Origin of the sequence: Streptomyces sp. LMG1-1-1.1, from assembly GCF_040815545.1 — a bacterium.
Classification (GTDB): Bacteria; Actinomycetota; Actinomycetes; order Streptomycetales; family Streptomycetaceae; genus Streptomyces.
Genome location: NZ_JBFPNH010000098.1, coordinates 165,789 through 190,082, shown reverse-complemented (window position 1 = coordinate 190,082; position 24,294 = coordinate 165,789). Strand labels below are relative to the sequence as shown.

General features: G+C 70.0%; 25 protein-coding genes and 2 pseudogenes. 8 read left to right on the top strand and 19 right to left on the bottom strand.

Translation table 11 applies throughout. From position 1 onward, the window contains the following. Positions 1-81: 81 nt before the first annotated feature. Both MRBLMG1_RS37070 and MRBLMG1_RS37065 read right to left on the bottom strand, forming a co-directional pair. Positions 82-462, bottom strand: coding sequence for a hotdog domain-containing protein (locus tag MRBLMG1_RS37070; protein WP_367828550.1), 381 nt, complete (start codon positions 460-462; stop codon positions 82-84). Beyond that, on the bottom strand, positions 459-2,123 hold the full coding sequence (locus MRBLMG1_RS37065) for a flavin-containing monooxygenase (RefSeq protein ID WP_367828549.1): 1,665 nt from the start codon (positions 2,121-2,123) through the stop codon (positions 459-461). Before MRBLMG1_RS37065 ends, MRBLMG1_RS37070 begins: the two co-directional genes overlap by 4 nt. 5 nt (positions 2,124-2,128) lie before the next feature. Between MRBLMG1_RS37065 and MRBLMG1_RS37060 the strand changes: the two genes are divergently transcribed. Further along, positions 2,129-2,554 (top strand): hypothetical protein, encoded by a 426-nt coding sequence (locus MRBLMG1_RS37060; RefSeq protein ID WP_367828548.1) that lies wholly within the window; start codon positions 2,129-2,131, stop codon positions 2,552-2,554. A gap of 129 nt (positions 2,555-2,683) precedes the next feature. Continuing rightward, positions 2,684-2,827 carry a hypothetical protein gene (locus tag MRBLMG1_RS37055; RefSeq protein WP_367828547.1) on the top strand — a complete coding sequence of 48 codons (144 nt, stop codon included), beginning with the start codon at positions 2,684-2,686 and terminating at the stop codon, positions 2,825-2,827. 9 nt (positions 2,828-2,836) lie between these two features. Here the strand turns inward: MRBLMG1_RS37055 and MRBLMG1_RS37050 are convergent, their stop codons facing one another. Together MRBLMG1_RS37050 and MRBLMG1_RS37045 are read right to left on the bottom strand one after the other, a co-directional pair. Continuing rightward, a complete protein-coding gene (locus MRBLMG1_RS37050) occupies positions 2,837-3,472 on the bottom strand; it encodes a DUF1345 domain-containing protein (protein ID WP_367828546.1) in 636 nt (211 codons plus the stop codon). 215 nt (positions 3,473-3,687) lie between these two features. Continuing rightward, positions 3,688-3,828: pseudogene (locus tag MRBLMG1_RS37045) on the bottom strand (peptidase C39 family protein); the annotation flags it as partial. A gap of 280 nt (positions 3,829-4,108) precedes the next feature. Here MRBLMG1_RS37045 and MRBLMG1_RS37040 point away from each other — a divergent pair. Continuing rightward, positions 4,109-4,276: a helix-turn-helix domain-containing protein gene (locus MRBLMG1_RS37040; protein ID WP_367828545.1), complete on the top strand. Its 168-nt coding sequence runs from the start codon at positions 4,109-4,111 to the stop codon at positions 4,274-4,276. A gap of 205 nt (positions 4,277-4,481) precedes the next feature. Here the strand turns inward: MRBLMG1_RS37040 and MRBLMG1_RS37035 are convergent, their stop codons facing one another. Further along, positions 4,482-4,625: a hypothetical protein gene (locus MRBLMG1_RS37035; RefSeq protein WP_367828544.1), complete on the bottom strand. Its 144-nt coding sequence runs from the start codon at positions 4,623-4,625 to the stop codon at positions 4,482-4,484. A 37-nt stretch (positions 4,626-4,662) separates the two neighbouring features. Here MRBLMG1_RS37035 and MRBLMG1_RS37030 point away from each other — a divergent pair. Further along, positions 4,663-5,081: pseudogene (locus tag MRBLMG1_RS37030) on the top strand (ABC transporter permease); the annotation flags it as partial. A gap of 72 nt (positions 5,082-5,153) precedes the next feature. On the opposite strand, the gene nagB reads toward MRBLMG1_RS37030, so the two are convergent. Further along, a complete protein-coding gene (nagB, locus tag MRBLMG1_RS37025; RefSeq protein ID WP_367828543.1) occupies positions 5,154-5,939 on the bottom strand; it encodes a glucosamine-6-phosphate deaminase in 786 nt (261 codons plus the stop codon). A 212-nt stretch (positions 5,940-6,151) separates the two neighbouring features. Between nagB and MRBLMG1_RS37020 the strand changes: the two genes are divergently transcribed. Then, positions 6,152-8,134, top strand: coding sequence for a hypothetical protein (locus MRBLMG1_RS37020; RefSeq protein WP_367828542.1), 1,983 nt, complete (start codon positions 6,152-6,154; stop codon positions 8,132-8,134). 290 nt (positions 8,135-8,424) lie between these two features. Here MRBLMG1_RS37020 and MRBLMG1_RS37015 read toward each other — a convergent pair whose 3' ends face one another. The 11 genes from MRBLMG1_RS37015 to MRBLMG1_RS36965 all read right to left on the bottom strand — a co-directional run bounded on the left by MRBLMG1_RS37015 (position 8,425) and on the right by MRBLMG1_RS36965 (position 20,236). Beyond that, positions 8,425-9,516 (bottom strand): glycerate kinase, encoded by a 1,092-nt coding sequence (locus tag MRBLMG1_RS37015; protein ID WP_367828541.1) that lies wholly within the window; start codon positions 9,514-9,516, stop codon positions 8,425-8,427. Continuing rightward, complete coding sequence (locus MRBLMG1_RS37010) at positions 9,513-10,343, bottom strand: sugar phosphate isomerase/epimerase family protein (RefSeq protein ID WP_367828540.1); 831 nt, start codon at positions 10,341-10,343, stop codon at positions 9,513-9,515. Before MRBLMG1_RS37010 ends, MRBLMG1_RS37015 begins: the two co-directional genes overlap by 4 nt. Further along, on the bottom strand, positions 10,340-11,485 hold the full coding sequence (locus MRBLMG1_RS37005) for a dihydrodipicolinate synthase family protein (RefSeq protein WP_367828539.1): 1,146 nt from the start codon (positions 11,483-11,485) through the stop codon (positions 10,340-10,342). Before MRBLMG1_RS37005 ends, MRBLMG1_RS37010 begins: the two co-directional genes overlap by 4 nt. Continuing rightward, the gene (locus MRBLMG1_RS37000; protein WP_367828538.1) at positions 11,482-12,636 is read right to left on the bottom strand and encodes a Gfo/Idh/MocA family protein; all 1,155 of its coding nucleotides are present in this window, start codon (positions 12,634-12,636) and stop codon (positions 11,482-11,484) included. Before MRBLMG1_RS37000 ends, MRBLMG1_RS37005 begins: the two co-directional genes overlap by 4 nt. Positions 12,637-12,760: 124 nt before the next feature. Beyond that, positions 12,761-13,717, bottom strand: coding sequence for a formylglycine-generating enzyme family protein (locus tag MRBLMG1_RS36995; RefSeq protein ID WP_414721720.1), 957 nt, complete (start codon positions 13,715-13,717; stop codon positions 12,761-12,763). Further along, positions 13,714-14,601: a Gfo/Idh/MocA family protein gene (locus MRBLMG1_RS36990; RefSeq protein WP_367828537.1), complete on the bottom strand. Its 888-nt coding sequence runs from the start codon at positions 14,599-14,601 to the stop codon at positions 13,714-13,716. The genes MRBLMG1_RS36995 and MRBLMG1_RS36990 overlap by 4 nt, the downstream gene beginning before the upstream one ends. Positions 14,602-14,609: 8 nt before the next feature. Further along, positions 14,610-15,461 carry a carbohydrate ABC transporter permease gene (locus MRBLMG1_RS36985; protein ID WP_106978626.1) on the bottom strand — a complete coding sequence of 284 codons (852 nt, stop codon included), beginning with the start codon at positions 15,459-15,461 and terminating at the stop codon, positions 14,610-14,612. Further along, positions 15,458-16,363 carry a carbohydrate ABC transporter permease gene (locus MRBLMG1_RS36980; RefSeq protein WP_037635896.1) on the bottom strand — a complete coding sequence of 302 codons (906 nt, stop codon included), beginning with the start codon at positions 16,361-16,363 and terminating at the stop codon, positions 15,458-15,460. Before MRBLMG1_RS36980 ends, MRBLMG1_RS36985 begins: the two co-directional genes overlap by 4 nt. Positions 16,364-16,497: 134 nt before the next feature. Then, positions 16,498-17,751, bottom strand: a complete 1,254-nt coding sequence (locus tag MRBLMG1_RS36975; protein ID WP_367828536.1) for an extracellular solute-binding protein — start codon at positions 17,749-17,751, stop codon at positions 16,498-16,500. Further along, complete coding sequence (locus tag MRBLMG1_RS36970) at positions 17,748-19,196, bottom strand: sulfatase family protein (protein WP_078946078.1); 1,449 nt, start codon at positions 19,194-19,196, stop codon at positions 17,748-17,750. The genes MRBLMG1_RS36975 and MRBLMG1_RS36970 overlap by 4 nt, the downstream gene beginning before the upstream one ends. After that, positions 19,193-20,236 carry a hydroxyacid dehydrogenase gene (locus MRBLMG1_RS36965; RefSeq protein WP_030552467.1) on the bottom strand — a complete coding sequence of 348 codons (1,044 nt, stop codon included), beginning with the start codon at positions 20,234-20,236 and terminating at the stop codon, positions 19,193-19,195. Before MRBLMG1_RS36965 ends, MRBLMG1_RS36970 begins: the two co-directional genes overlap by 4 nt. A 120-nt stretch (positions 20,237-20,356) precedes the next feature. On the opposite strand from MRBLMG1_RS36965, the gene MRBLMG1_RS36960 reads away from it, so the two are divergent. Genes MRBLMG1_RS36960 through MRBLMG1_RS36950 form a run of 3 tightly spaced genes read left to right on the top strand, consistent with a single transcriptional unit; the run spans position 20,357 to position 22,244 of the window. Beyond that, entirely contained in the window at positions 20,357-21,532 is a 1,176-nt protein-coding gene (locus MRBLMG1_RS36960) for an ROK family protein (RefSeq protein ID WP_367828535.1), read from the top strand. Between the two features lie 23 nt (positions 21,533-21,555). Then, entirely contained in the window at positions 21,556-21,945 is a 390-nt protein-coding gene (locus MRBLMG1_RS36955) for a YidH family protein (RefSeq protein WP_367828534.1), read from the top strand. Further along, positions 21,942-22,244 (top strand): DUF202 domain-containing protein, encoded by a 303-nt coding sequence (locus MRBLMG1_RS36950; RefSeq protein WP_030552472.1) that lies wholly within the window; start codon positions 21,942-21,944, stop codon positions 22,242-22,244. The genes MRBLMG1_RS36955 and MRBLMG1_RS36950 overlap by 4 nt, the downstream gene beginning before the upstream one ends. 149 nt (positions 22,245-22,393) lie before the next feature. Here MRBLMG1_RS36950 and MRBLMG1_RS36945 read toward each other — a convergent pair whose 3' ends face one another. Then, complete coding sequence (locus MRBLMG1_RS36945) at positions 22,394-23,326, bottom strand: ROK family protein (RefSeq protein WP_367828533.1); 933 nt, start codon at positions 23,324-23,326, stop codon at positions 22,394-22,396. A 122-nt stretch (positions 23,327-23,448) separates the two neighbouring features. Further along, a complete protein-coding gene (locus MRBLMG1_RS36940; RefSeq protein WP_367828532.1) occupies positions 23,449-24,273 on the bottom strand; it encodes a heparin lyase I family protein in 825 nt (274 codons plus the stop codon). Positions 24,274-24,294 lie beyond the last annotated feature (21 nt).

Below are 24,294 nucleotides of genomic sequence, written 5' to 3'. Positions count from 1 at the left end.
GCCGTGATCCGTTTCGAGCGCCGTGACCGACTACGCGTCGTTCATCTCGCACTGTCCTCGCCTACCGGCCCCGCCCCGACGTCATGGTGCTGTCGTCGCGAATTCGGCCGGAACGACGGCCGTCCCTCGCGCCCGGGTGGCCACGATGGGTTCGGCGAGGACGTCGGCCCGGCCGCTGTCGTCGACGGATCGGCAGATGATCCGCAGCTCGAAGTCGACGGTCCGGCTGCGCCTTCCCTTCGACGCCAGGCGCGCCTCCACCTCCACGACGTCGCCGCCACGGACCGGGGCGAGGAACTCGACCGACGCATAGCCGGCGAACAGGCTCTCGTGGCCGTCGAGGGTGATCGCCAGGTGCGTTCCGGCGTCTCCGAAGAGCTTCAGTCCGAAGGCCCCGTCGACGAGGCTCCCCGCGTAGTGCGCCTCGGAGTGGGCGACGTAGCGCTGGTGTACGACCTTCACGCGATCTCCTGGTGGATGCGGCCGAGGCGGCGGGCTACGGTCTCGCCGTCCAGCTCGATGCCCGGGTAACCGCGCTTGGCGAGTTCGGTACACATACGGCGGTACTTGCCGACTCCGCCCACATAGCCGAGGAAGGTCGTCGGCTTGCCGGCCACGTTCGACCCCCGGTACCAGGAGTCGGCGGTCGCGTAGAGAGTCCGGCCGACCGTGTTCTCGGTGATCTTCACCCAGTCGTCCTGGGCTTCGGCCGTCGGCTCGATGACCTCGGCGCCGCCGGCCTTCGCGTGCCCGATCAGAACGGTGATCCAGTCGACGGCCTGCTCGATCGTGACCACGACGTTGCTCGCGAGCGCGGGGCTCTGCGGCCCGGCGATCATGAAGAAGTTCGGGAACCCGGCGGCCATGACGCCCAGGTAGGTCCGGACTCCGTCGCTCCACGCGTCCTGCAGCCTGCCGGCTTCCGGGGTGGAGACGTCGAGTGCGAACAGCGGGCCGGTGAAGGCGTCGAATCCGATCGCCAGCACGATAGCGTCGACCTCGTAGGAGTCGGCGCTCGTGACGATGCTGTCAGCCGTCATGGTGGCGATCGGCTCGTCGCGCAGGGAGACCACCGAGACGTCGGGGCGGTTGAAGGTCTCGTAGTAGTCGGTGCCGAAGCAGCTGCGCTTGGCGCCGAGCGGGTGGAAGCGGGGCTCGAGGACGGCGGCGGCCTTCGGGTCCTGGACGATCTGGCGGATCTTCTGGCGCACGAACTCCGCCGCGGTCTCGTTGGCCCTCTCATCGGTCAGAAGATCGGAGAACTCGCCGCCGACGCCGTTGAATCCGCTGCGTACGTAGGCCCGCTCGTAGCGCTCACGCCGCTCCTCGTCGGAGACGTCGAACGCGGCGGCGTCCGGGATGCGGTCCGGGATGCCACCGAGCGAGTGGCGACACTCCTCACGGATCGCCGCGTAGCTGCTCTTGATCTCGTCGACGTAGTCCACCGACAGCGGGGCGTTGCGGGCCGGCAACACGTAGTTGGGGGTGCGCTGGAACACGGTGAGGTGCTCGGCGACCTCGACGATGAGCGGAATGCACTGGACCGCGGACGATCCGGTGCCGATCACGGCGACGCGCTTGCCCGCAAGATCGCTCAGCGGGATGTTCCACCGGCTCGTCGAGACCATGGTCCCGGTGAAGTTCTCCAGGCCCGGCACGTCGAAGTCCTTGGGCGCCGAGAGGCCGCCCGAGGCGGCGAGCAGGTGGCGACCCCGCCGGGTCTCGCCGGAGTCGAGGGCCACCTCCCAGAGCCGCTCGTCCGGGAGCCAGGTCGCGGACGTCACCCGGGTGCCGAACTCGAAGTGCCGGCGCAGGTCGAAGCGGTCCGCGACGTGATTGATGTAGTCGAGGATCTCGGCCTGCGGAGCGAAGCGCTCGCTCCACGTCCACTCCTGCAGAAGCTCCTGGCTGAACGAGTAGGAGTAGTAGACGCTCTCGACGTCGCACCGGGCGCCGGGATACGTGTTCCAGAACCAAGTACCGCCGACATCGGGCGCGACCTCGAATCCTGCGAACGTCCAGCCCTTCTCGACGGCCTTGTAAGCCGCGTAGAGGCCTGAAAATCCCGCACCGACACAGAGGAGGTCGACGACGGGTGCGGTGGAGGGAGGGGTCTCAGTCATGCGCGATGCGGTTCGTCTCCGATCAGGTACACACCGCGAGCGCGGTCGACCTCACGATCGTCGGCGGGGTGTACATCGCCGCACTGGCCGCCTATGTCGACGCCGTGGCGTACGCCCAGAGCCAGGGAGTTCCGGGCGACGTCCTCAACGAGGCCACGGACAAGGTCCTCGCAGCGCTGAAGGACGCGACCGGGGAGGCCGTGGCAGCGATCGACGGTGGCGATTTCACGACGGACCAGGCCACGCTCTCGGTGTTCACCCACGGAGGCGAGACCTGCGTCGACGGCATGAGGAGCTCCGGCTTCAACGCGAACGTACTGGAAGCCGCCGTGCGCAATCTCAAGGCGGCCGAGGCCGCGGGGCTGGGCCAGTCGAGCTTCTACGCCCTCGCGCAGGTCGCCGCTGCCGACCCGACCGGCCGGCAGCACTAGCAAGGTACGACTCCACCAGCCGAATCGCGGGAAGGGGCTACGGTCGGCCGACCGCAGCCCCTTCAGCCCCCGTCATCCACCTCAGCCCTTTCAGCCCCTTCGTCCACCACAACCCTGGGAGCGGATGTCGTGAGCAGCAAGGACCACGACGCGGACCGTGCCGACGAGCGATGGAAGGCCAAGGGCATCGCCTTGCGGGTGTTCTTCTACGTCACCGGCACCTACCTGCGGCTCACCGTGGTGAGCCTCCTGGGCGCGCACGCGCAGAAGTAGCCGCCCCGGTCAGAGGCTGTCCAGAGCGGAGACGAGGCTGGCCACCGTGACGGTGTTGAAGACGAAGGCGATGCACGCGTTGACGGTCACCGTCCGACGCATCTCGCGGGACAGCACGGTGACGTCGGTCGTGCCGAACGTCGTCATGACCGAAAAGGCGAAATAGACGTAGTCGCTCCAGGTCGGGTCCTCCCCTCCGGGGACCTCCAGTGCCCGTTCCCGCTCGACGAGGTTGTCGGCCTGAAAGGCGACCGCGAAGGACACGGCCACACAGATCCAGGCCACGGCGACCAGGGTGAGTGCCACCGCCGCCCGAGCGACCGGTTCGAACGAGGATCCGATGTGCCCGGGGCGCCACACCACCGCCACCACGAGCGCCGCGGCCGCGATGACGAGGGAAACCCCTGGTCCGGGGGCCGTCCCGTACACGTATCGCTGGAGCGTCGTGCCCCGCGTCTCCCGGCTCGCCCAGCTGCGCACGCGCTCGGGCGAGGCGGTCGAGAAGGTGATCGCCGTGATCAGGAGATAGGGGAAGAGATAGGCGAGCAGCATCACCACACACACGTCCGCCACCGACATCTGCGCCCAGCTGCGGTCAAGGCCGAGGAGGAGCGCAGCCGTTCCCAGAGCGATGAGACCGCTCACCGCCGACCGACGGCGCTCGGAGAGCCACTTATTCCGACTACGGCCCTCGGAACGTGGCTGCTGCACGGACGAACTCCTCAGGAAACGCGGCTGCCGACCAGGTCGAAGCCCGACGCTACGGCATCGTGCCGCTCCGCCGCCGCAGTGCCGGGGAGTGTCGTCCGGTGCAGAGCCGCGCCGTCAGGTCGTCGAGACGGCCGTGGAACCCTGCATGCTCACAGCAGGCCGAGCTCCCGCAGCGCATGGTGCTGACCTGGTGCCGGTTCAGCGGGCCAGTAGACGTAGCAGACGCCGCCCGTACCGCCTCTGACCTTGCCGTTCGCGTCGTACCTCTTCGTCCGCAGCCAGATGTTCTCCAAATGGGAGGGCGCCTCTTACCACGCAGCGCCCTCCTGCACAAACATGCAGGTCAGAGGCGTGGACCGCGCGAGGCAAATCGACCACGGACGCGCTGGTGCTGACCTGGTGCTGACTTCCGCTGGCGCCCGTTCCGGTCCGTTCGGGTGCGTCGTGCTGGATCGGTGCTGACTCCGCGCGCGTGGACGGCATCCAGTCACTTGGCGCGGCCGTCTTTCTTCATTACCGTCCTCGCGAGCAGCTGAAGCAAACGTAGAGGAATCCTGCGCAAGTGAGCCGATGTGGGACGTCGAGGCGCTTGCCGCCTATCTCGGGAAGCCGGCTTCTTGGGTGTACGACGATCACCTCAAGGAAGAATTGCCGAGCTTCCGGGTAGGCCAACAGCTGCGCTTCTCTCCGGCCGAGGTTCGGCAATGGGTGGAAGAGCGATGCCGAATGGTCGCGTGAACGTGAAGCAGAAGCGGGCGGCACACAATGACCTCACGGAAAGTTCAGCAAGCACTGGGGTTCGGTGACAGGTCGCACAGAGATCTCAGTGAGCGGGGCTGTGACCTGCTCACTGAAATCTTCCCTGCGGCGGTACGGGCGCAGCGGTTGCTTCGGTGTCCGGCGATCTCGGTGTCCTGCTGGTCCCTGACTGCGGGGCGCTGGGTCAGCGCTTGAAGTGGTTACGGACCACCAAGACCGCCAGGCCGAGAAGGACGGGCTCGGTGAAGGGCTCGGCAGTGGACGCCGTCGAGGTCCAGATCCGTGGGCTGTTCTCCGGAGGCCGGGTGGAGATCTGTGCCCCGGGCATCGCCGAAAGCATGAAGGTGGGGATGCAAGCCGAACGCCGCCGCCTCTCCGATGCCCTGGCCGCCCAACAGGCCGCGGACGAGGCGTTTACCGGACTCCTCCTCGACCTCGGCTCCCGTCGCGCTGCTCGTCGGAGGCACGGGCGTGGCCAACACCATGGTCGTCTCCGTCCTGGAACGCCGCCGGGAGATCGGGCTGCGCCGCGCTCTCAGGCGACCCGGGGCCGGATCCGGACGCGGTTCCTCGCCGAGTCCCTGCTCCTGTCCGCCCTGGGCGACACCAGCGGGGCCTCCTTGGCACGGCTGTCACCTCCAGATACGCCCTCTACCAGGGCTGGCCCACCGCCGTCCCGCCCTGGGCCATGGCCGGTGGCATCGGGGCCACCCTCGCCTTCGGCGTCCTCGCGGGGCTCTACCCGGCCGTCCGGACCTCCCGCCTCTCCCCGACGGAGGCACTTGGCCGCGCCGTAGCCCCCCGGTCCGCCGCACAAAATGTGCGGCTATGCCACTTTGGCCCGCCGCAGGCGCGGCTACAGGCCCTGCCACGCGGGCTTCGCCGCGTACGTCGCGCGGAAGTAGTCCGCGAGCTTCAGCTTGGAGGCGGCGGCCTCGTCCACGACCACGGTGGCGTGCGGGTGCAGCTGGAGCGCGGAGGCCGGCACGAGCGCCGCCACGGGGCCCTCGACGGTCTGCGCCACGGCCTCGGCCTTGCCCTCGCCGGTGGCGAGCAGCACCAGGTGGCGGGCCTCCAGGATGGTGCCGATGCCCTGGGTGATGACGTGGTGCGGCACCTGCTCTATGTCGTTGTCGAAGAACCGTGCGTTGTCCACGCGGGTCTGCTCGGTCAGCGTCTTGATCCGGGTGCGGGAGGCGAGCGAGGAGCACGGCTCGTTGAAGCCGATGTGCCCGTCGGTGCCGATGCCGAGGATCTGCAGGTCCACGCCACCGGCCTCGGCCAGCGCCCGGTCGTACGCCTCGCAGGCGGCCAGGACGTCCTCGGCGGAGCCGTCCGGGCCCATGAACGCCTCGGGGGAGAGCCCGAGCGGCTCGACGACCTGGCGGAGCACGGTCGAGCGGTACGACTCCGGGTGCCCGGCCGGCAGCCCGACGTACTCGTCCAGCTGGGCGATCCGGGCCCGCGAGGCGTCCACGCCGCCGGCCTTGACCTGGGCGATCAGGGCGTCGTAGATCGGGATCGGAGTCGATCCGGTGGCCACGCCGAGCAGCGCGTCCGGCTTGCGGCGCAGGAGGCCGGCGATGCCGTCCGCGATGAGCTCGCCGCCCGCCTTGGCGTCCTTGACGATGACAACTTCCACGTAGGGTCTGCCATTTCTGAAGGAGAGTGGACTAGACCACTCTATCGGGATCGACCCGTTCAGGGCACCTACCTCACCTACTTTATTCGGTCATTGACAGAACGTTTTCGGGCTCCTACGTTGACCGGCAGCGCTCACGCCGTCGACCACGGTTCCCGGGGCTCCGCCCGCGACGGTCCGACCTCAGCAGACACCGACACCAGGTGGTATTCATGACCCCTTCGTCCCCGATCGATCGTCGCCGCGTCCTGCAGTGGGGGGCACTCGCCGGCCTCGCTGCGGCGTTCGCCCCCGGCACGGCGGCCGCCGCGATCACGCCCAGTGTCCGGATCACCGACCTGGGCCCGGCGGTGAACAACTTCTCGCTGGCCGCCGGCATCCCCGTCGGCGATCGGGTGTACGTCGCCTCGCGCAACATCGACCCCATGCGCATCGTGGGCTACGACCTCAACACGCGGAAGGTCACGAGCATCACGCCAGGGCCCGGGATCAGCACCCAGCTGCTGGCCGCCGACCCCGGCGGCCGATACCTGTATGCGGCGGTCGACGAACGCGGAGGTGCCGAGCCCGGTTTCATCCGGCTCGACCTTTCGCAGCCGGACGCGCCGAAGGAGGACCTGGCGTCATTGGGCGGCCTGAGGCCCTACGCGATCGCGATGGCGCCCGACGGTGTGCTGTTCTTCGGTGGTCAGGAGGCCGCTCCACGGCTCCGGATGTACGATCCGGCGTCCGGCACTCTGACGGAGATCACCGGACCGGACCCCCACGTGCCGATGATCCGCTGCCTGGTGGCGACCGAACACCACCTCTACATCGGCACCGGCGCGTCCCTCGGAGCGACCCCGACCAGCACCAGGGCGGGCCTGTTCGTCATGGATCGCGCCACCGGCGAGTACACGTCCCTGCTGCCCCCTGAGTTCGCCGATGCCGTCGAGGTGCGCGACATCGCCCTCAAGGGCGACACGCTCTACGTCTGTGCCAGCCCCGCAGACGTAGCCGCGGTCGCGATCATCGACCTCGCCGACCCGAGCCGGTACCGGCTACTGCGTCACGGCGGAAAGTTCCTGCGATTGCCGGTCTTCGTGGGCGAGGACAAGGTGTACTTCAACGGCGGCACGCTGGTCGAGCTCACGCTGAGCACGGGGGTCTTCCGTGAGATCGAACTCCAGGAGGGCGAGTTCGGCGAGATCTGGGGGCTGTGGGAACGGGACGGGTCGGTGATGGCCGTCTCGGCGTTCGGCCTCGTCTACCGGGTGGACCCCGCCACCGGTCAGGCCACGGCCTACGACCTGGTGGCCGGAGGCGCTCCGGCCGATCCCCAACTGGCGATGTCGATCGCCGCCGGAGCGCGTGGCGTCTACGTGGGCGGCACCAACGCGGTGGTGCGCCACAACCTCCGCGACGGCACGAAGACCCGGATCCTCGCACCGAGCGAGGCCAAGGACATCCTCATCCACGAGCGCGTGGCCTACTTCGCGCAGTACAACGGTATCGGCATCCTCGCCCACGACCCGCGGGTCGACGGCGAATGGACCCGCAAGCAGGCCCTCCTGCCGCCCGGCCAGAACCGGCCGCACCAGATCGTCTGGGACGACCGGAACCAGGTGGCGCTGATCGGCCTCCAGTCCGACACCCTCGGCGGCGGCTCACTCATGACCTTCGACCCGAGGACCTCCGAGACGACGGTCGCCGTCAACCCGATCGACAAGACCCAGATGGTGCGGACCGTCGCGGTGCACGACGGCATCGCCTTCCTCGGCGGGCAGAACGTCGGCAACAGCGGTGGGACCGTGGTGGCGTGGGATCCCACGTCCCACCGCGAGCTGTGGCGGATGACTCCGCAGACCAGGCCGACCGGCATCACCGGCCTCGCGGTGCTGGGCCGCCATCTGTACATCATGTGTCACCGGGGCGACTTCTTCGTGGTCGACCTGACGACACGACAGGTGGTCCACACTGCCAACCACGGGCCGGTGGTACCCAACTACGGCACGCTCCTGGTGAGCCGTGAGCAGGTGTTCTGCGCTTCCAGCAAGGCCTTCTTCCGGCTCGACCCACGGACCTTCGAGCGCACCGACCTGGCCACCCTGAACGGCGAGTGGTACGGCATCCCCCGCGCGACGGTCGACGAGGTCGGCCGGTTCTACGCGATCCGCGGCCGCAACCTGATCCGCATCGAGCTCAACGACCGCTGACCCGCGTCCCGACGCTCCTCGCAGCGAGCACCACGGTGCACAGCTCCCCGAAGCCTGTCCTTCGGCACCTGTCGCGACAGGTGCCGAAGGACAGGCCGTTGCCGGCGGCGCGGCTGCCATGGTTCGGGTCAGCGCCTCGGCACGAGTAACCGCCGAGCCTGTCCCGATGGTCGCGTGCCTGGTGGGCGTCCGGCTCGAAGTCCTGCGCGTTCGGAGATCCAGTCCCCGGGACGGTCCGCCGGCCCGAGAGCAGCGGGGCGACTACCCGGACATGGCCGCGTGACAAGCCACTAGAACGCCTCCGCCGCGAGGGTCGCTCCGGCTCGCCGAAGCCAGTGTGGGGCGTGGGCGCGGGCCGAGACGTCGTCGCCCGCGAGTGCGGTCAGGGAGAGCAAGGTGTGTGCCCTGTCGTCGGCCGCGGCAACCCGCCCTGCCACGACCGCAGCGGACGTGCCCGCCCTCTGGGCCCGGTGCAACGACTCGCCGACCGCCTTGCCGAGGGCGCTGGTCCGGTCGAAGCATCCCTCACCGGTGATCAGCAGGTCGGCGGCGTCGAGTTCGCTGTCGAGGGCGAGCAGGTCGGCGATCGCGACCGCCCCGGGTACCAGCCGGGCATCCCAGGCGGCCGCGAGGCCGTAGGCCGTGCCGCCTGCCGCCCCGGCGCCGGGGGCTTCGGGTTCCCCGCCGAGCAGTGTGGCCAGGCGGGCGAGCCCGCGGTCCAGGTGGGCGACTTCCCCTGGTCCCGCGCCCTTCTGCGGGCCGTAGACGGTCGCCGCGCCCTCCGGCCCCCGCAGTGGGTTCGTCACGTCGCTCAGCAGGAGAACTCCACCGGGCGGCGGCGGACGAAGCGCCGTGAGGTCGGCCGTGGCGGCCTGGACGAGGGCGCCGCCGCCGTCCGTGAGGGGACGGCCGTCGGCGTCGAGCAGCCGCAGGCCCAGCGCGCTCAGGAGTCCGGCGCCGCCGTCCGTGGAGGCGGATCCTCCCAGGGCCACCACGAGGCGTCGAGCACCGTCGTCCAGGGCACGCGCGATCGTCTCACCGGTGCCGCGTGTCGTGGCCGTGAGCGGGGCGAGTCGGCCTTCCAGCAGCGGAAGGCCGCTGGCGACGGCGAGTTCGACCAGTGCCGTACCGTCGGGGAGCATCGCGTACGCCCCGTCGACGCTACGGCCGTCGGGCCCGGTGCACCCCGGCACCAGGCGCATCTCCGTGCCCGGTGTGGCCGACGCGACGGCTTCGAGGGTGCCCTCGCCGCCGTCCGCCATGGGCAGCAGAACCAGGTCGTCGTGCGGCCGGACGGAGCGCCAGCCGTCGGCCAGGGCGCGCGCTGCCTGCACCGCCGTCGCGGTCCCCTTGAACGAATCGGGGGCTATGAGGATCTTCATGGACCGGCTACATGGGCCAGGTGGCGTTCGACCACGGTCTTGAGGGTCTGCTCACCCGGGGTGTCCCAGACGTTCTCGTTGAAGATCTCGACCTCGATCCAGCCGGTGTAGCCGGCGGCGGTGACCTGGTCGGTCAGGGTGCGGAAGTCGATGTGGCCGTTCCCCACGTGGCCCCGGCCGAGCAGGGCGTCAGCCGGGAGGGGCAGGGTCCAGTCGCAGACCTGGTAGGAGGCGATCCGCGGTCCGGCACGCTCGATCTGGCGTGGCAGGTCTGGGTCCCACCAGACGTGGTAGCTGTCGACGACCACGCCCACCTGCGCCACTGGGTGCGGTTCGGCGAGGTCCAGCGCCTGGCCCAGGGTGGACACGACGGCCCGGTCCGCGCAAAACATGGGATGGAGGGGTTCGATCGCCATGCGGACCCCGGCGTCACCCGCGTGCGGGGCGAGTTCGGCGATCAGGTCGGCGACCCGGGCGCGGGCGCCGGCCAGGTCGCGGGAGCCCTCGGGCAGTCCGCCGACGACCATGACGAGCGTGTCGGTGCCGAGTTCGGCGGCCTCCTCCAGAGCGCGGAAGTTCTCCACCAGCGCCGCCCGGTAGGCCTCGGGTCCGTCGACGGTGAGGAAGCCGCCGCGGCACAGGCTGCTGACGGCGAGGCCGGCGTCGCGGACCAGCTTCGCCGCCTCGGCGACTCCCGTCTCGGCGACCTTGTCCCGCCACAGGCCGATCGCCGGGATGCCCGCGTCCACGCACCCCTGGACGGCCTCGTGAAGGCTCCAACGCTTGGTGGTGATCTGGTTCAGCGACAGGCGCTCCAGGCCGCTCACGCGTCCACCCCCGCGACGTGGAGGAACTGCCGCATCCGGTGGACGGCGAGCTCCGGGTCGGGAAGGACTCCGGCCGCGTCGGCGAGCCGGAACAGCTCGGTCAGATGGGGGACGGAACGCCCGCTCTGCGCACCGGCCACCATGGTGAAGTGACTCTGGTGGCCGGCCAGCCAGGCAAGGAAGACCACGCCTGTCTTGTAGTGGTACGTCGGCGCGGCGAACAGGTGCCGGGCCAGCGGCAGGGTGGGCTCCATCAGGGCGTCGTACCGCGCGGTGTCACCCGCGTCCAGTGCACGCAGCGCGGCCGACGCAACCGCCGCCATGGGGTCGAAGACACCCAGCAGCGCGTCGCTGTGACCGACCTCGTCCCCGCGGATCAGATCGGGATAGTTGAAGTCGTCCCCCGTGTACATGCGTACGCCCTCCGGCAGCGCGCGCCTTAGCGCGATCTCCCGGTCGGCGTCGAGAAGGGACACCTTGATGCCGTCGACGCGCGGCTGGTTCTCCCTGATCAGGTCGAGCACCGTGTCGGTCGCGTCGTCCAGGTTCGCGCCGCCCCAATAGCCGGCCAGTGCCGGGTCGAACATCTCGCCCAGCCAGTGCAGGATCACCGGTTGCGAAGCGGTGTCGATGACCTCGCCGTACACGTGGAGGTAGTCCTCGGGCCCCTTGGCCACCGCGGCCAGTGCGCGGCTCGCCATCAGGATCGGCCGGGCACCGGCCTCCTCCACGACGGCCAACTGCTCCTGGTAGGCGTCGATGACGGCGGACAGGGAGGGAGCCCCGGTGAGGTGATCGGTACCGACGCCGCAGGCCAGGCGCCCGCCCACGGCGCGGGCCTCCGCCCCGGACCGGGTGATGAGTTCACGGGTGGCGGCCCAGTCGAGGCCCATGCCGCGCTGGGCGGTGTCCATGGCGTCGGCGACGCCCAGGCCGAGGGACCACAGGTGCCGGCGGAAGGCGAGTGTGGTGTCCCAGTCGACGGCCGCCGGTGCTCCCGGGCGGTTGTCCCCCAGGGGATCGGCGACCACATGGGCGGCGGCGTACACGACCCGGGAGGTGATCGGGCGGTCGGGCACGTCGAGGACGGCGGGGGTACGGAGACGGTGGGGGCCGTCAGGGAGGCGCAGGACGAGTGTCATCGGATCTCCAGTGCGGGGACGTCGAGACGGCGGCCTTCGCGGGCGGAGCGCAGGCCGAGTTCGGCGAGCTGGACGCCCTTGGCGCCCTCCAGCAGGTCCCAGTGGTACTCCGAGCCGGTTACCACGTGCTTCAGGAAGAGCTCCCACTGGATCTTGAAGCCGTTGTCGAACTCACCGTTGTCCGGCACCTGCTGCCACTGGTCGCGGAACGACTCGGTCACCGGCAGGTCCGGGTTCCACACCGGCTTCGGCGTCAGGGAGCGGTGCTGGACACGGCAGTTGCGCAGGCCGGCCACGGCGCTGCCCTCGGTGCCGTCCACCTGGAACTCGACGAGCTCGTCCCGGTCGACCCGTACGGCCCAGGAGGAATTGATCTGGGCCGTGATGCCGCCCTCCAGCTCGAAGACGCCGTAGGCGGCGTCGTCCGCGGTCGCCGCATAGCTCCCACCCTGCTCGTCGACCCGCGCGGGGATGTGGGTCGCGGTGTGCGCGTACACGGAGCGGACCTCGCCGAACAGACCGTCCAGCACATACCGCCAGTGCGGGAACATGTCGAGGATCATGCCGCCGCCGTCCTCGGCCCGGTAGTTCCAGGACGGCCGCTGGGCGGTCTGCCAGTCGCCTTCGAAGACCCAGTAGCCGAACTCGCCGCGTACGGAGAGGATCCGTCCGAAGAAGCCGCTGTCGATGAGCCGCTTGAGCTTCAGCAGGCCGGGCAGGAACAGCTTGTCCTGCACGGCTCCGTTGCACACGCCCGCCTCGCGTGCCAGCCGGGCCAGTTCCAGTGCGGCGTCGAGGGATTCGGCGGTCGGCTTCTCGGTGTAGATGTGCTTGCCGGCCGCGATCGCGGTCCGGGTCGCCTTCTCCCGCGCCGTGGTGACCTGGGCGTCGAAGTAGATTTCGGCGAGGGGGTGGGCCAGGGCCTCGTCCAAGTCCGTGGTCCAGTGCTCCAGGCCGTGTCGGTCTGCCAGTTCCTTCAGTTTGCGGTCGCTGCGGCCGACGAGGATCGGTTCGGGCCAGATGACGGTTCCGTCGTCCAGGGGCAGACCGCCCTGTTCGCGGATGGCCAGCACGGAGCGGACCAGGTGCTGGCGGTAGCCCATGCGGCCGGTCACGCCGTTCATCACGATGCCTATGACTTTGCGGCTCATGCTCGTGTCTCCCTCTGGTGTGGCGTGGAACTAACTGCAACTGAGTGCAGAAAGCGCTTGCTATTCGCTATGTGGCTGCCCCCACCTCCTTGTGAGAGGTAGGGGCTGGGTTACCTGTGTCAGGTCAGCCGGTTTCGGCGACGCAGCGGAAGCCGATGTTGCCGGCGCTGCTGTCGGGGGTGTTGGAGCTGCGTGCGTCGACCCGGTAGCGGAAGCAGTAGCTCTCGTGGCAGAGGTAGGAGCCGCCGCGCATCACCTTGCGGCCCCCGCTCGGTGGCCCGGCGGGGTCGGTCCGGGGGCCGGTGGCGTGCCATGTGGGGTGGAACCAGTCGGAGCACCACTCCCACACGTTGCCGCAGGTGTTGTACAGCCCGTACCCGTTGGGTTCGTACGCGTCGGCCGGCGCGGTGCCGAGGTGACCGTCCGCAGCGGTGTTGTGCGCGGGGAACTCGCCCTGCCACACGTTCATCCGGTGCGCACCGCCGGGCTCGCGCTCGTCGCCCCACGGGTAGCGGGCCTGCGTCAGACCGCCGCGGGCCGCGTACTCCCATTCGGCCTCGGTGGGCAGGCGCTTGCCCGCCCACTTCGCGTAGGCGCGGGCGTCACGCCAGGTGACGTGGACCACCGGGTGGTCCATACGGTCGGCGATGTCCGATCCGGGGCCTTCCGGACGGCGCCAGTCGGCGTGCGCGACTTCCCGCCACCACGGTGTCGCCGGTACGGGGCGGCCGCCCCGTACGCCGTCGGGCAGCAGACCGACGAACACGAACGACGAGCCGAACCGCTCCGCCAGCGTCACCCACCCGGTGGCGTCGACGAACTCGGCGAACGCCTCGTTGGTGACCGTCGTGGTGTCGATCAGGAACGGGGCGAGGCGGATCTCGCGCACCGGTCCCTCACCGTCGGCGGCGTACCCGTCACCGGCGTCGGTGCCCATCAGGAACGTACCTCCGGGCAGAAGTGCCATGCCCGAAGGTCGGGACGGGGACCGTTCCGCCGCCACGCTCGGCCCCGTCGCGAGCAGCCGCTGCGCCAGTCCGGTCTCGCGGCTCGCGGCGCAGCACGACCGCTGACGGGTCATGACAGGGTCACCGGTGCGCCGCTCGTGCGGCTGCGGTGGGCGGCCTCGACGATCGCGACGATGTCGAGCACCTCCGCCTCGGGGACGTTGGGGATGCCGGTGCGGCAGGCGTCGACGATCGAGGCGAGCAGCCCGGTGAGCATGGGCGGTCCGGCCTCGATGGTGAATTCACGTGCTCCGCCGGGACCGCTGACGCGCCCCGTCGTGAGCGGTGACCACCGCTCCTCACCTCCGAGGGTCGCCACCCGTCCGTCCGGCCAGGTCAGCGTGACCCTGTCGCCGGTCGAGGCGTCGACGTGCGCACATCCCGGCCCGAGCGTCGCGACCGCGAGGTCGACCAGGTGCACGCCGTACCAGGCCAGGAAGGCGTGGCCGGGCTGGGTGGGCAACGGGCCGGTCAGGTCGACGCGGTCGGCCCGCCCCCAGCCGGTGGCGCGGCGGAACTCGGGTGTGAAGCGCTTCGGTGAGCCCGCCAGCGGCAGGCACCCGTGGGCACCTGCCGTCGCCAGCATGGCCCGGGCGTCCTCCGCCGTGAGAGCGAAGCGCGTGTCGACGTAGACCGGCTTGCCGAACGGCGTCAGCCCGGTGAAGTAACCGGCGTGGGTACGGGCGTCGGAGGCGACGACGAGCAGGGCGTCACAGCGCTCGGCGACGTCCTCGGGAGTGTCGTACAGCGGCACCCCCAGATCGGAGACCTCCTGGGCGAAGGCGTCGATGCGGTCCCGGCTGAGCGGGAAGTCCTCGGCCGCCACGCCCCTCCAGGCCGCGACGACCGTGCCGCCCGCCACGGTGCCGGTGACTCCGTCTCCGAAGAGTCGGGTGAAGGACGGTGCGTGCGGGGAGTCGACGCCGATGAGTCCGAACCGCAGGGGTGGCGCTGTCACGTCGTACGTCATCCCTTCACCCCCGACGAGGTGACGCCGGCGACGATGTGCCGCTGGAGAACCATGAAGATCACGAAGCAGGGGATGAAGCTCACGAGGGCGGCGGACATGATGCCGGCCGTGGACACCGTCTCGGTGTGCAGGGTGGCGAGTCCGACCGTCAGGGTCCGGGCCTCGTCCGTCTGGCCGACGACAAGCGGCCACAGGAGGTCGTTCCAGTGCCACAGGAAGACGAAGATGGCGAGCGTGGCGAGCACCGGCCGGATCAGCGGCAGCACGATCTGCACGAAGGTCCGCCACTCCCCCGCACCGTCGATCCGTGCCGCGTCGAAGAGTTCGTCGGGCAGGTCGCGGACGAACTGCCGGATGAGGAAGACCGCCTGGGCGTTGGCGAGGGTCGGCATGATCAGGCCCCACAGGGTGTTCACCCCGTCCATGCGGGCCACCAGGATGAAGGTGGGGATGAGCGTGGCCTGCATCGGCACCATCAAGGTGGCGACGATCGCCCACAGCACCGCGTTGCGCCCGGGGAACCTCTTGCGCACCAGGGCGTAGGCGGCCATGGAGGCAGTGAGGAGGATGACCACCACGGAGACCACGGAGTAGACCAAGGAGTTGAGGAGCCAAAGCGGGAACTCTCCGACCTCGAAGATCCGCGTGATGTTGTCGAGCGTGAGGGAGTCGGGGATCGCGTGCGGCAGGGTGGGCGCGTCCTCGGGCGAGAGGGCGAGGACAACCACGGCGATCAGCGGCGCGACGGTGAACAGCGAGATGACGGTGAGCGCGAGGGCCGGCAGCCGGTTGCGGGGCCGACGGGCGGCGGGGCGGCCGGCGTCGAGGGTGGAGGGCTGGGCGGTCACTTGGTCTCCTTGCCTTCTACGAGGCGTCGCTGGACGAGGGACAGGACGAGCACGATGACGAAGAGGACCATGCCGATCGCCGCCGCGTAGCCGAAGTCGAGGAACTTGAAGCCCTCGTCGTAGAGGAAGTAGATGAGGCTGTGGCTGGCCCGGTTGGGGCCGCCGCCGGTCATCACGTAGATGGTGTCGAACACCTGGAAGCCGATGATCGTCTCGATCACGAGGACGAAGAACATCACGGGCTTGAGCAGCGGGAGGGTCACATGCCGGAACGCCTGCCAGCTGCTCGCCCCGTCGAGGCGCGCCGCCTCGTGCACCTCGGCGGGCTGGGCCTTGAGTCCGGCGAGGAAGACGAGCATCGAGTATCCGAAGCCCTTCCACACCGAGACCAGCGCGAGGCTGGCGAGGACCAGGAGCTGGTCCCCGGTGAGGAACGGGACCGGGCCGAGTCCGAGTCCGCCGAGCGCGGCGTTGAGCGGCCCGTCCATGTCGAAGATCCAGGACCAGATGATGCCGGCCATCACGAAGGAGCTGAGGTACGGGACGAAGAGCACGGCCCGGAACGTGCCGGTGAACCTCACCATCTTGTTCAGGAGCAGCGCGCCGGCCAGCGAGACGACGATGATGAGCGGCACGAAGATGAGCACGTAGCTCACCGTCACGCCGAGGCTCTGCCAGAAGTGGGGGTCGGAGAACAGGCGCGTGTAGTTCTCGGCCCCCAGATAGCTGACGTCGCCGTTGAGACGGTAGCGCGTCAGGCTCATCGCACCGGCGCCGGCGATGGGAAGGAACTTGAACACCGCGAAGATGACGAGCGTCGGCAGCACGAACAGGATGCCCGCCATGGCCTCACGGCGCTTCAGACGGCGCCGGGCCGCCCGACTGCTCGGAGAGAGGTGCATGGGCTCAGGATGGCGGGACGGTCGGCTGTCCGAGCCGGTGCTCGGAGGTGTGTACACGGGCATGGCGGCCTATCAGCGGGGAGGAGAGGAAGCGCGCGGTCGGTTGGCGGGGACCGCGCACTCCCCTGACGGGTTCAGGACCGGGCGAGAAGGGCGCGCGCTTCCTCGGCGGCCTTCTTCAGCGCCTCCTTCGGCGTAAGGTCGCCGCCGAGGGCGGCCTGGATGTACGGCGCCAGCGTGGCCATCACCTGGCGGGCGAAGGGCGAGGGCTCACCGGGGTTGGCGTACTGGAGGGTTTCGTTCAGGACCTTGAGGTCGGGGTCCGTGGCCGAAGCGTCGACGTCGACGCGGGTCGGCAGGTTGCCCGCGGCCGCGTTGAGCGATTCCTGGGACTCGGCCGAGGAGAGGTACGAGAGCACCTCGTAGGCGGCTTCCCGGTTCTCCTCCTCATTGATGGAGGTCAGGGACAGCAGGCCGGGGTTGCCGTAGGTCGCCCGGGTCTTGCCCTGGAGGGGCAGGCCGAGGGTCACGTTCTCCTTGCCGAGGGCGGCGCGCATCTGCTTGAGCTCGGGCAGGGAGGTGACGGGTCGCATGGCGACCTTGCCGGTCGCGATGGGCGCCCCTTCGACCTTGGGACCTTCGGTGGCCGCCTCGGGAGGGAGGCCGCCCGCCTTCTTCAGGTCGACGAGGAGCTGGAGAGCGGAGACGCCGGCGGGCGAGTCGAACGCGACGTCGTTGCCGTCCGGACTGAAGACGAACCCACCGGCCTGCCAGAGCAGCGGATAGAACGAGAGGTTCAGGGTCTGCTCGGGGCTGCCGGCGTAGTCCATGACGGCGATGCCCTTCTTGGCGAGCACCGGGGCCGCCGCGCGTACGTCGTCCCAGGTCTTCGGCAGGTCGAGGCCCGCATCGGCGAAGATCTTGGTGTTGTAGGCGGTGGTGTTGACGTTCTGGAAGGCGGGGACGCCGTAGAGCTTGCCCTCGATGGTGGCGGCCTCGAGCGTCCCGGGGAAGAACTTCGTACGGTCGTCGGCGACGGCGTCGTCGACGGGAAGCAGCCCCCGCACCTTGTGGTAGGTCGCGGCCTGGTCGGGGGTGATCAGGACGATGTCCGGGCCGGATCCCGCGGCGAGGGCTGCGGAGATCTGGGCGTCACGCTTGTCGAAGGTCTGAAGTTCGATGTTCAGGTCGATGCCGGGGTGGGCCTTCTCGAAGGCGGCTTCGGTCCCGGCCCAGTACTTCTTGCTCGCGGCCTCGTCCTTGATGACGGGGTACATCCACAGCGTGACCTCGGCCTTGCCGTCACCGGAACCCGAGCCCGAGCAGGCCGTGATCGCCATGGTGGCGGCAGCGGCGAGGGCCGCGAAGCGAAACGGTCGTGTGCTCATGCTGTTTCTCTCTCTCGTGGGGGTGCGACGGCCTTGTCGGCAAGGGAGTGACAGATGGGGGCGGAGGAACCGGGAAGCGGCTGCGTCCCTTGGTCGCGGGCGGCGTCGCTCAGCGCGGTGAGAGCGTCCTGATGCCGCCGCTGCAGCGGCGGCGCGCTGAGGAGCGGATCGCCTGTGGCACGCATCCAGTCCAGCAACGCGGTGGCGAGCTCATCCCGGACGCCCTCGTAGGCGGGGTCCAGGGCACGGTTGGCCCGCTCGTGCGGATCGCGGACCAGGTCGTACAACTCCAGAGCGGGACTGGAGCCGATGCTGGAGCCGTTGAGATCCACGGGGAGGCTGCGCCGTATCCACGACTGGGTGGGGTCCATGGCCCGCGGGGCGTTGGAGAAGTTCACGACCAGCTTGTGCGACGCGGACCGCACCGAGCGCTTCGGGTCGTAGTAGATGTGGTGGGACAGCTGCCCGAAGGTGTGGGTACGAGCCGGGCGGTCCTGTTCCACGACGGGGACCAGGCTGACGCCCTGACCGTCCGCAGGCTCTGGCAGGCCGACGAGTTCGAACAGGGTGGGCAGGACGTCGACATGGCTGACCTGGCCTTCGACGCGGCGGGCGCACCAGTCGGGCCGGCCTGGTACGCGCATCATGAGCGCGACTTCCAGGCCGGGGTCGTAGAGTGTGCACTTCGCCCGGGGCAGCGCGAGGCCGTGGTCGGTGGTGAACACCACGATGGTGTCGTCGGTCAGACCGAGCGCGTCGAGGTGGGCGAGGATGCTGCCGACGCCCTCGTCCATGTGGCTTACGGCGCCCTGTAGTTCGGCGATCTCCTCGCGGGCGCCCACGTCGTCCTGGAGATACGGGGGGACGGTGATCCCGAGGGAGTCGTCCGCGGTCACCTTGTCGCCGAGGAAGCCCATGACTCCGGGGCGGTCCCTCTTCGACGGCGTGCGGTGCGGTTCGTGGAATCCGACCTGCAGGTAGAACGGGGTGTCCGACGCGGCCGCCCGGTCGAGGGCCTCGACGGTGCGCTCGACGACCGTGTCCCGGTCGCCGCCGCTGCGGACCCGGTCGAAACCGAGGCGCTCGGCCACGACGTCGTCCGCCAGGACCCGTGACTCGTGGTGCACACCGATGAGTTCGGTCGCGTACCCGGCCGCGCGCAGTCGGCCGGCGAGGTGGGTCGAGGGGTCGGTGAGGTCCCAGCCGAAGGGGTCGTGGGTGAGTCCGAGGACCCCGTTGCTCTGCGGGTACGTGCCGGTGAACAGGGAGGCCCGGGCGGGGCTGCAGTGCGGGGCGGTGGCGAACGCCGCCTCGAACAGGGCCGACTGCGCGGCGAGGGCGTCCAGATGCGGTGAGACCACGGTGGGAACCTCGTACGCGCCGAGGAACCGGCCCAGGTCGTGGCAGTGCAGCAGCAGAATGTTGCGTGCCGTGGGCGCGGTCATCCCATCCTCGCCAGGTCCTCGCGCGTCAGCGCGTGCTCCAGGGGCTCTCCGGCCAGGTGCCGTCGGATCTCCTCCACGACGATCCGCCCGGCGCGCTGCCGCGAGTCGGCGGTCGCGCCCGCGATGTGCGGCGTGAGGAGGGCGTTCGGCAGGCGGCGCCAGCGGTCGTCGACGGGCAGTGGCTCGCTGTCGAACACGTCGAGAGCGGCATCGATCCGGCCCGAGGCGACCGCCTCGAACAAGGCGTCCATGTCCACGAGCGAGGGCCGGGAGGTGTTGACGAACCGTGTGCCGTCACGCATCGCGGCGATTTCGTCCGGGCCGATCATGCCGTGCGTCTCCGGTGTGGCGGGGGCGTGCACGGCGACGACGTCGCTCGACGCGAGCAGCTCCCGAAGGCCGGTGGTGGACTCGGCGAGCGGGTCACCGGGCTGGACGTACGGGTCGTAGACGCGGATGTCGGCGCCGAGCGCCTTGCACATGTCGATGTAGCGCCGCCCGGTCCGCGAGGCGCCGACGACGCCGATACGGGCCCCGCTGATCTCGCGTGCCCGCTCGGAACCGGCGGCCGTCTCCCAGCTCTGACCGGAATGGAGCGCGTGGTCGTGCCGGTGGGTCCGGCGCAGCAGGGACAGGGTGAAGCCCAGGGAGAGCTCCGCGACAGCCGGAGCCATCGCCGCTCCCGCCTGGGAGATGGGCAGGCCGGTGGCCCAGAAGTCGTCGCTGACCAGCCAGTGGAGCGAGGACGCGGCGTGCATGACGAAACGCAGATCGGGTGCCAGCGCGAGGCGAGCGGCATCGAGCCGGGGAAATCCCCAGGCCGTGACGAGAACGTGGACGCCGTCGAGGGCCTGGCGAAAGGCCTGCTCCGACTGCAGCGCGGCCGGCTCCCGCTCGGTGACCTCACCGAGCGCTGCCAGTGCCCGAAGCGTCGCCGGAGGGAAGAAGGCTTCCTTCTCTCCTGGGGGGACGCTCAGGAGGATCCGGATGTGTGAGCCCTGAAGGCGCTGCTCCTGGCCCACTCCGAGGTGGTGACTCATGCGGCGAAGCTAACCCTGAGAGTTACTTCTGTCAATGACCGAATAAACTACACTGGGCTCACCCACCCGGAGGACGGAGACCCGTCCATGCCGAGCGAACACCAGAAGGAGCCGCCAGTCATGAGGCCACGCGCCGGGAGCAAAGCCCTGATCCGCGAGATCAACGAAGCCCTGGTCCTCGACGTCGTCCGCGCTCATCGCCCTGTGGCCAGGGCGAGGATCGCCACCGAGACCGGACTGAGCCCGGCGACCGTCACCGGCATCACTGCCCGGCTGCTGGGCGCCGGACTGCTCACGGAGACCGACGCCGTCCGCAACACCGGGGGGAGGCCCGCCCGCCTGCTCGACCTGGGCACCGACGCGGTGCTCGCCGCCGGCGTCAGACTGTCGAACACCGACGCCTACGTGGTACTGGTCGATCTGCGAGGTGACGTCGTCGCCTCGCACCAGGAGCCGCTGCGCTCCACCCGCCCGCAGGACGTCGGCGAGAGCGTCGCCCGCGCGGTGGCCCGCGCCGCCGCGAGCAGGCCCTCCGCGACCCTCATCGGCGTCGGAGTCGCCGTGTCGGGCGTGGTCGACCAACAGGGCGGCGTCGTCCGGCACAGCGGATCGATGGGCTGGGAGAACGTGCCGCTCCAGCGGCAGCTGACGGCACTGCTGGGGACTCCTGTCGTTCTCGACAGCTACGTCAACTCCGTGGCCTCCGGTCTGCTGCTTTTTGACGACAGGCTCACCGGTCGGGATCTCATGATCTTCAGCGTGGGAGCGAGTCTGGGCGCCTCCGTGGTGGTGCGGGGACGCATTCACCGTGGCTTCAGCGGCACCGCCGGGGGGTTCGCCCACTCCCGCGTCGGAACGGATGCCGGGCGGCCCTGCCACTGCGGTGCGGAGGACTGTCTGGAGACCTGGGCCAGTCACTGGGGTATCCAGCGAGAACTCGAAAGGCGCGGCACGAAGCCGGGAAGCCTCGTCGGCCGCGACGACGACGTTCTCGCGAGCGCGGCCGACAGCCTCGGTACCGCCGTGGCCAACGCCGCCAAGATGTTTGGCCCGGAACGTGTCGTGGTCGCCTTCACGCCCGAGATGAACGTTCCGGAACTCACCGTTCGGACGGAGCAGGTGTTCCGACGGCAGTACGCTCACGGCGCCAGCACTCCTCCCGCACTGGAGATCGCCGCGACCGGCCCCTCCAGCCACGCCGCCGGCGCCGCCTACACCGTCCTGGCGCAGCTCTTCACCGCCAGTACCTCCGATCCGGACACCAGCGGTGCCCGCAGCACCGTCACGGCCGGATGAGCCCGGGCCGACGCGGGCGCGGCATGGGCGACTCCGCACAGACCATCTGCCTTTCGTTCACGCCCAGACGCATCCGGGACGACGGAGAAACGCCCGACTACCGCTTCTCTCTCGCCAACGAGCGGACCTTCCTCGCCTGGATACGGACAGCGCTCGCGCTCAGCGGCGGGGGCTTCGCCATCGACCAGTTCCTGACGGGCCTCGACGGGACGGTGCGGGCGGCTCTGGCACTCGCCACCATCGGCGCGGGCGCGCTGTGCGCCGTGCGGGCGGTGCACCACTGGGTCCGCTGCGAACGGGCGATACGACGCGGCGAGGACCTGCCGGCCACGGCCTTTCCCGCACTGCTCGCCGTCTTGGTGACCATCGTCTCCGTCACCATGGTGGCCGTCGTGGCCCAAGGCAGCGCATGACCGCACCGAGCAACCGCGACCCCGGGCTCCAACCCGAACGCACGCGGCTCGCCTGGCGCCGGACCACCCTCACCTGGACGGCCACAGCCCTGTTGGCGAGCCGCCAGACAGCCCACTCCCCCGCGATGCACACAGCGGTGATGGTCATCGCACTGCTCACCTTCTGGGCCGTCGCGCACCACCGGATCACCACGTTGCGTCACGCCGAGGAACCTCCGACCATGGCGCCGGGCACCGCGGCCGCCGCCCTTGCCACCACGCTCACGCTGGCAGCGATCGCCGTCGTCCACGTCCTGTAGCACTCTGCATCCGCCCACCACCGCCCCTCCGTCGGACGACGGGCGGACGACGGGCGGACGACGATCCACCTGCCCGACAGGGCGTGCACCGCCACGTCGGCTGGCGCACGCCCTGGGCTCCTCGCTGAACGAGCCGTGGGCCGCGGCCGTCAGACGGCCGCCGCCGCGGCGAGCAGGTCCCGGGCGAGCAGCCCCGCGCCCACGCACCCGGCGGCGTCCCCGAGGGCCGCCGGGACGATCGTGGGGAGCTTCTGGAACGTGATGCGTTCCGCCACTGCGGCGCGTAGGGGTGCGAGCAGGGTTTCTCCGGCCTCGGCGAGGCCGCCGCCGATGATCAGCGTGCGGGGGTCCAAGACCGTGAGCGCGGTGAGCAGGCCGTCGGCGAGGGCGTCGACCGCCGCCCGCCACACCCCGTTCGCCGCCTCGTCGCCCGCCGCGACGGCCCGGGCGCAGTCGGCGGCGTCGGCGGCGGGATCACCGCTCGCCACGGCCCAGGCGCGACCGACCGCGGCTGCGGAGGCCACGGCCTCCAGACAGCCGCGCCCGCCGCAGCCGCACACGGGGCCGCCGGGTCGTACGACGATGTGGCCGAGCTCGCCGGCGCCGCCGCGGGCGCCGGCCTCGATGCCGCCGTCCATACCGATCGCACCGGCGATGCCGGTGCCGAGCGACACGAACAAGAACCGGCCGGTGCCGCGGCCCGCCCCGATGCGGCCCTCGGCGAGGCCGCCGGCGCGTACGTCGTGCCCGAGCGCGACGGGGATCCGCCCGAGCCTGTAGCTGATCAGCCCCCGCAGCGGGACGTTCCGCCAGCCCAGGCCGGCGGAGTAGACGGCGACGCCGCGCTCCGCGTCGACAGTGCCGGGTACGGCGACCCCCGCGGCCTCGGCCGCCGTGCCGAAGTGCCTCTCTCCGTGGGCGCGCAGCTCCTTCGCGAAGCGAAGGATCGACTCCACGACGGCGTCGGGCCCGCGCTCGCGCCCGGTGGACTGCCGCGCCTCGTACAACAGCGCCCCGTCCAGCCCGACCAGAGCCGCTTTCATTCCGGTGTCGCCCACATCGAGGGCGATGACATGTCTCACGGGAACACTCTCACTGGTGACTTCCAGGCCGTTCGGACCACTGGTTCGTATCTCTTGCCGCGTCGTACTGCGGCTGTGCGGGGCGAGGACCTCCTCGGGTGGAGGAGCCTCGCCCCGCAGGCTCATCCCTGGGAGAGATCCAGGACGCGGATGTCGTCGTGATAGACGATGCGCGTCGGTACGTCCCCCTTTTCGATCGTCTGGCCGGGGCGGTAGAGGCCCCACTTGAGGTAGCCGAAGTCGGCCGGGTTCTCGGGGTGGAAGGTCTTCACGTTCTGGTACGTCTGCCGCAGCGTGAACTGCGATTGGCCGGGCATCCGGGTGGAGACCTTGTAGTAACCGGTGGTGTCGTCCGTCCAGCTCACGTCCACGCGGAAGTGCATCCACTGACCGAGGTGGGGGCGGAAGTCGTCGACCACGGTGGCCTGGAGGTTCAGGGTCGGCGACCGGAAGGCGATGCTGTTCCGCTTGGTCATGAGGTAGAAGGACGGAGAGTTTCCGCCGGCGTGCTTCCCCTGGAAGATGATGTCGCCGGATTCCGAGTCCCCTGTTACGTACGTCTTCCAGTCCTTCAACAGGACGCTGAACTCGTACCGCTGCTCGTCGCCCACGACGAACTTGCCCTCGTGGACGTCGTTCGTGGCGCTCTCGCTGCGCGGGGCTCCATCGGAGACGTAACCGGCGTCGCCCAGGGTCACCTTGTGGGCGACGGCGTGGTCAGCCCCTGATGCGACGACGTACGACGCGTCGGCCGCGGTCGCGTGCGTCGTGGTCAGGTTGGGGATGCCTGAGTTCAGCTGGCCGTTCAGGTAGTCGATGGTCAGCAGAGTCGATGCGATGCTGCTACTGCTGCACGAACCCTCCGCGGCCCGGCTCACGCCGTCCTGCCCCGCCTGCGCGGTGGCCAGGCCTGCGATGGTGAGCGTCCCCGCGATCGCTGCGGCCATGATGGACCGCCTCGTCGACTT

Bases quoted from the DNA above. Each gene is read 5' to 3' on its own strand.
- MRBLMG1_RS36960 (WP_367828535.1), top strand. From the start codon at position 20,357: ATGAGGCCACGCGCCGGGAGCAAAGCCCTGATCCGCGAGATCAACGAA.
- MRBLMG1_RS37005 (WP_367828539.1), bottom strand. From the start codon at position 11,485: ATGACACTCGTCCTGCGCCTCCCTGACGGCCCCCACCGTCTCCGTACC.
- MRBLMG1_RS37000 (WP_367828538.1), bottom strand. From the start codon at position 12,636: ATGAGCCGCAAAGTCATAGGCATCGTGATGAACGGCGTGACCGGCCGC.
- MRBLMG1_RS37040 (WP_367828545.1), top strand. From the start codon at position 4,109: ATGTGGGACGTCGAGGCGCTTGCCGCCTATCTCGGGAAGCCGGCTTCT.
- MRBLMG1_RS36970 (WP_078946078.1), bottom strand. From the start codon at position 19,196: ATGACCGCGCCCACGGCACGCAACATTCTGCTGCTGCACTGCCACGAC.
- MRBLMG1_RS37035 (WP_367828544.1), bottom strand. From the start codon at position 4,625: ATGCCCGGGGCACAGATCTCCACCCGGCCTCCGGAGAACAGCCCACGG.
- MRBLMG1_RS37065 (WP_367828549.1), bottom strand. From the start codon at position 2,123: ATGACTGAGACCCCTCCCTCCACCGCACCCGTCGTCGACCTCCTCTGT.
- MRBLMG1_RS36995 (WP_414721720.1), bottom strand. From the start codon at position 13,717: ATGACCCGTCAGCGGTCGTGCTGCGCCGCGAGCCGCGAGACCGGACTG.
- MRBLMG1_RS36955 (WP_367828534.1), top strand. From the start codon at position 21,556: ATGGGCGACTCCGCACAGACCATCTGCCTTTCGTTCACGCCCAGACGC.
- MRBLMG1_RS37060 (WP_367828548.1), top strand. From the start codon at position 2,129: ATGCGGTTCGTCTCCGATCAGGTACACACCGCGAGCGCGGTCGACCTC.
- MRBLMG1_RS37020 (WP_367828542.1), top strand. From the start codon at position 6,152: ATGACCCCTTCGTCCCCGATCGATCGTCGCCGCGTCCTGCAGTGGGGG.
- MRBLMG1_RS37015 (WP_367828541.1), bottom strand. From the start codon at position 9,516: ATGAAGATCCTCATAGCCCCCGATTCGTTCAAGGGGACCGCGACGGCG.
- MRBLMG1_RS36965 (WP_030552467.1), bottom strand. From the start codon at position 20,236: ATGAGTCACCACCTCGGAGTGGGCCAGGAGCAGCGCCTTCAGGGCTCA.
- MRBLMG1_RS36975 (WP_367828536.1), bottom strand. From the start codon at position 17,751: ATGAGCACACGACCGTTTCGCTTCGCGGCCCTCGCCGCTGCCGCCACC.
- MRBLMG1_RS36950 (WP_030552472.1), top strand. From the start codon at position 21,942: ATGACCGCACCGAGCAACCGCGACCCCGGGCTCCAACCCGAACGCACG.
- MRBLMG1_RS36940 (WP_367828532.1), bottom strand. From the start codon at position 24,273: ATGGCCGCAGCGATCGCGGGGACGCTCACCATCGCAGGCCTGGCCACC.
- MRBLMG1_RS36980 (WP_037635896.1), bottom strand. From the start codon at position 16,363: ATGCACCTCTCTCCGAGCAGTCGGGCGGCCCGGCGCCGTCTGAAGCGC.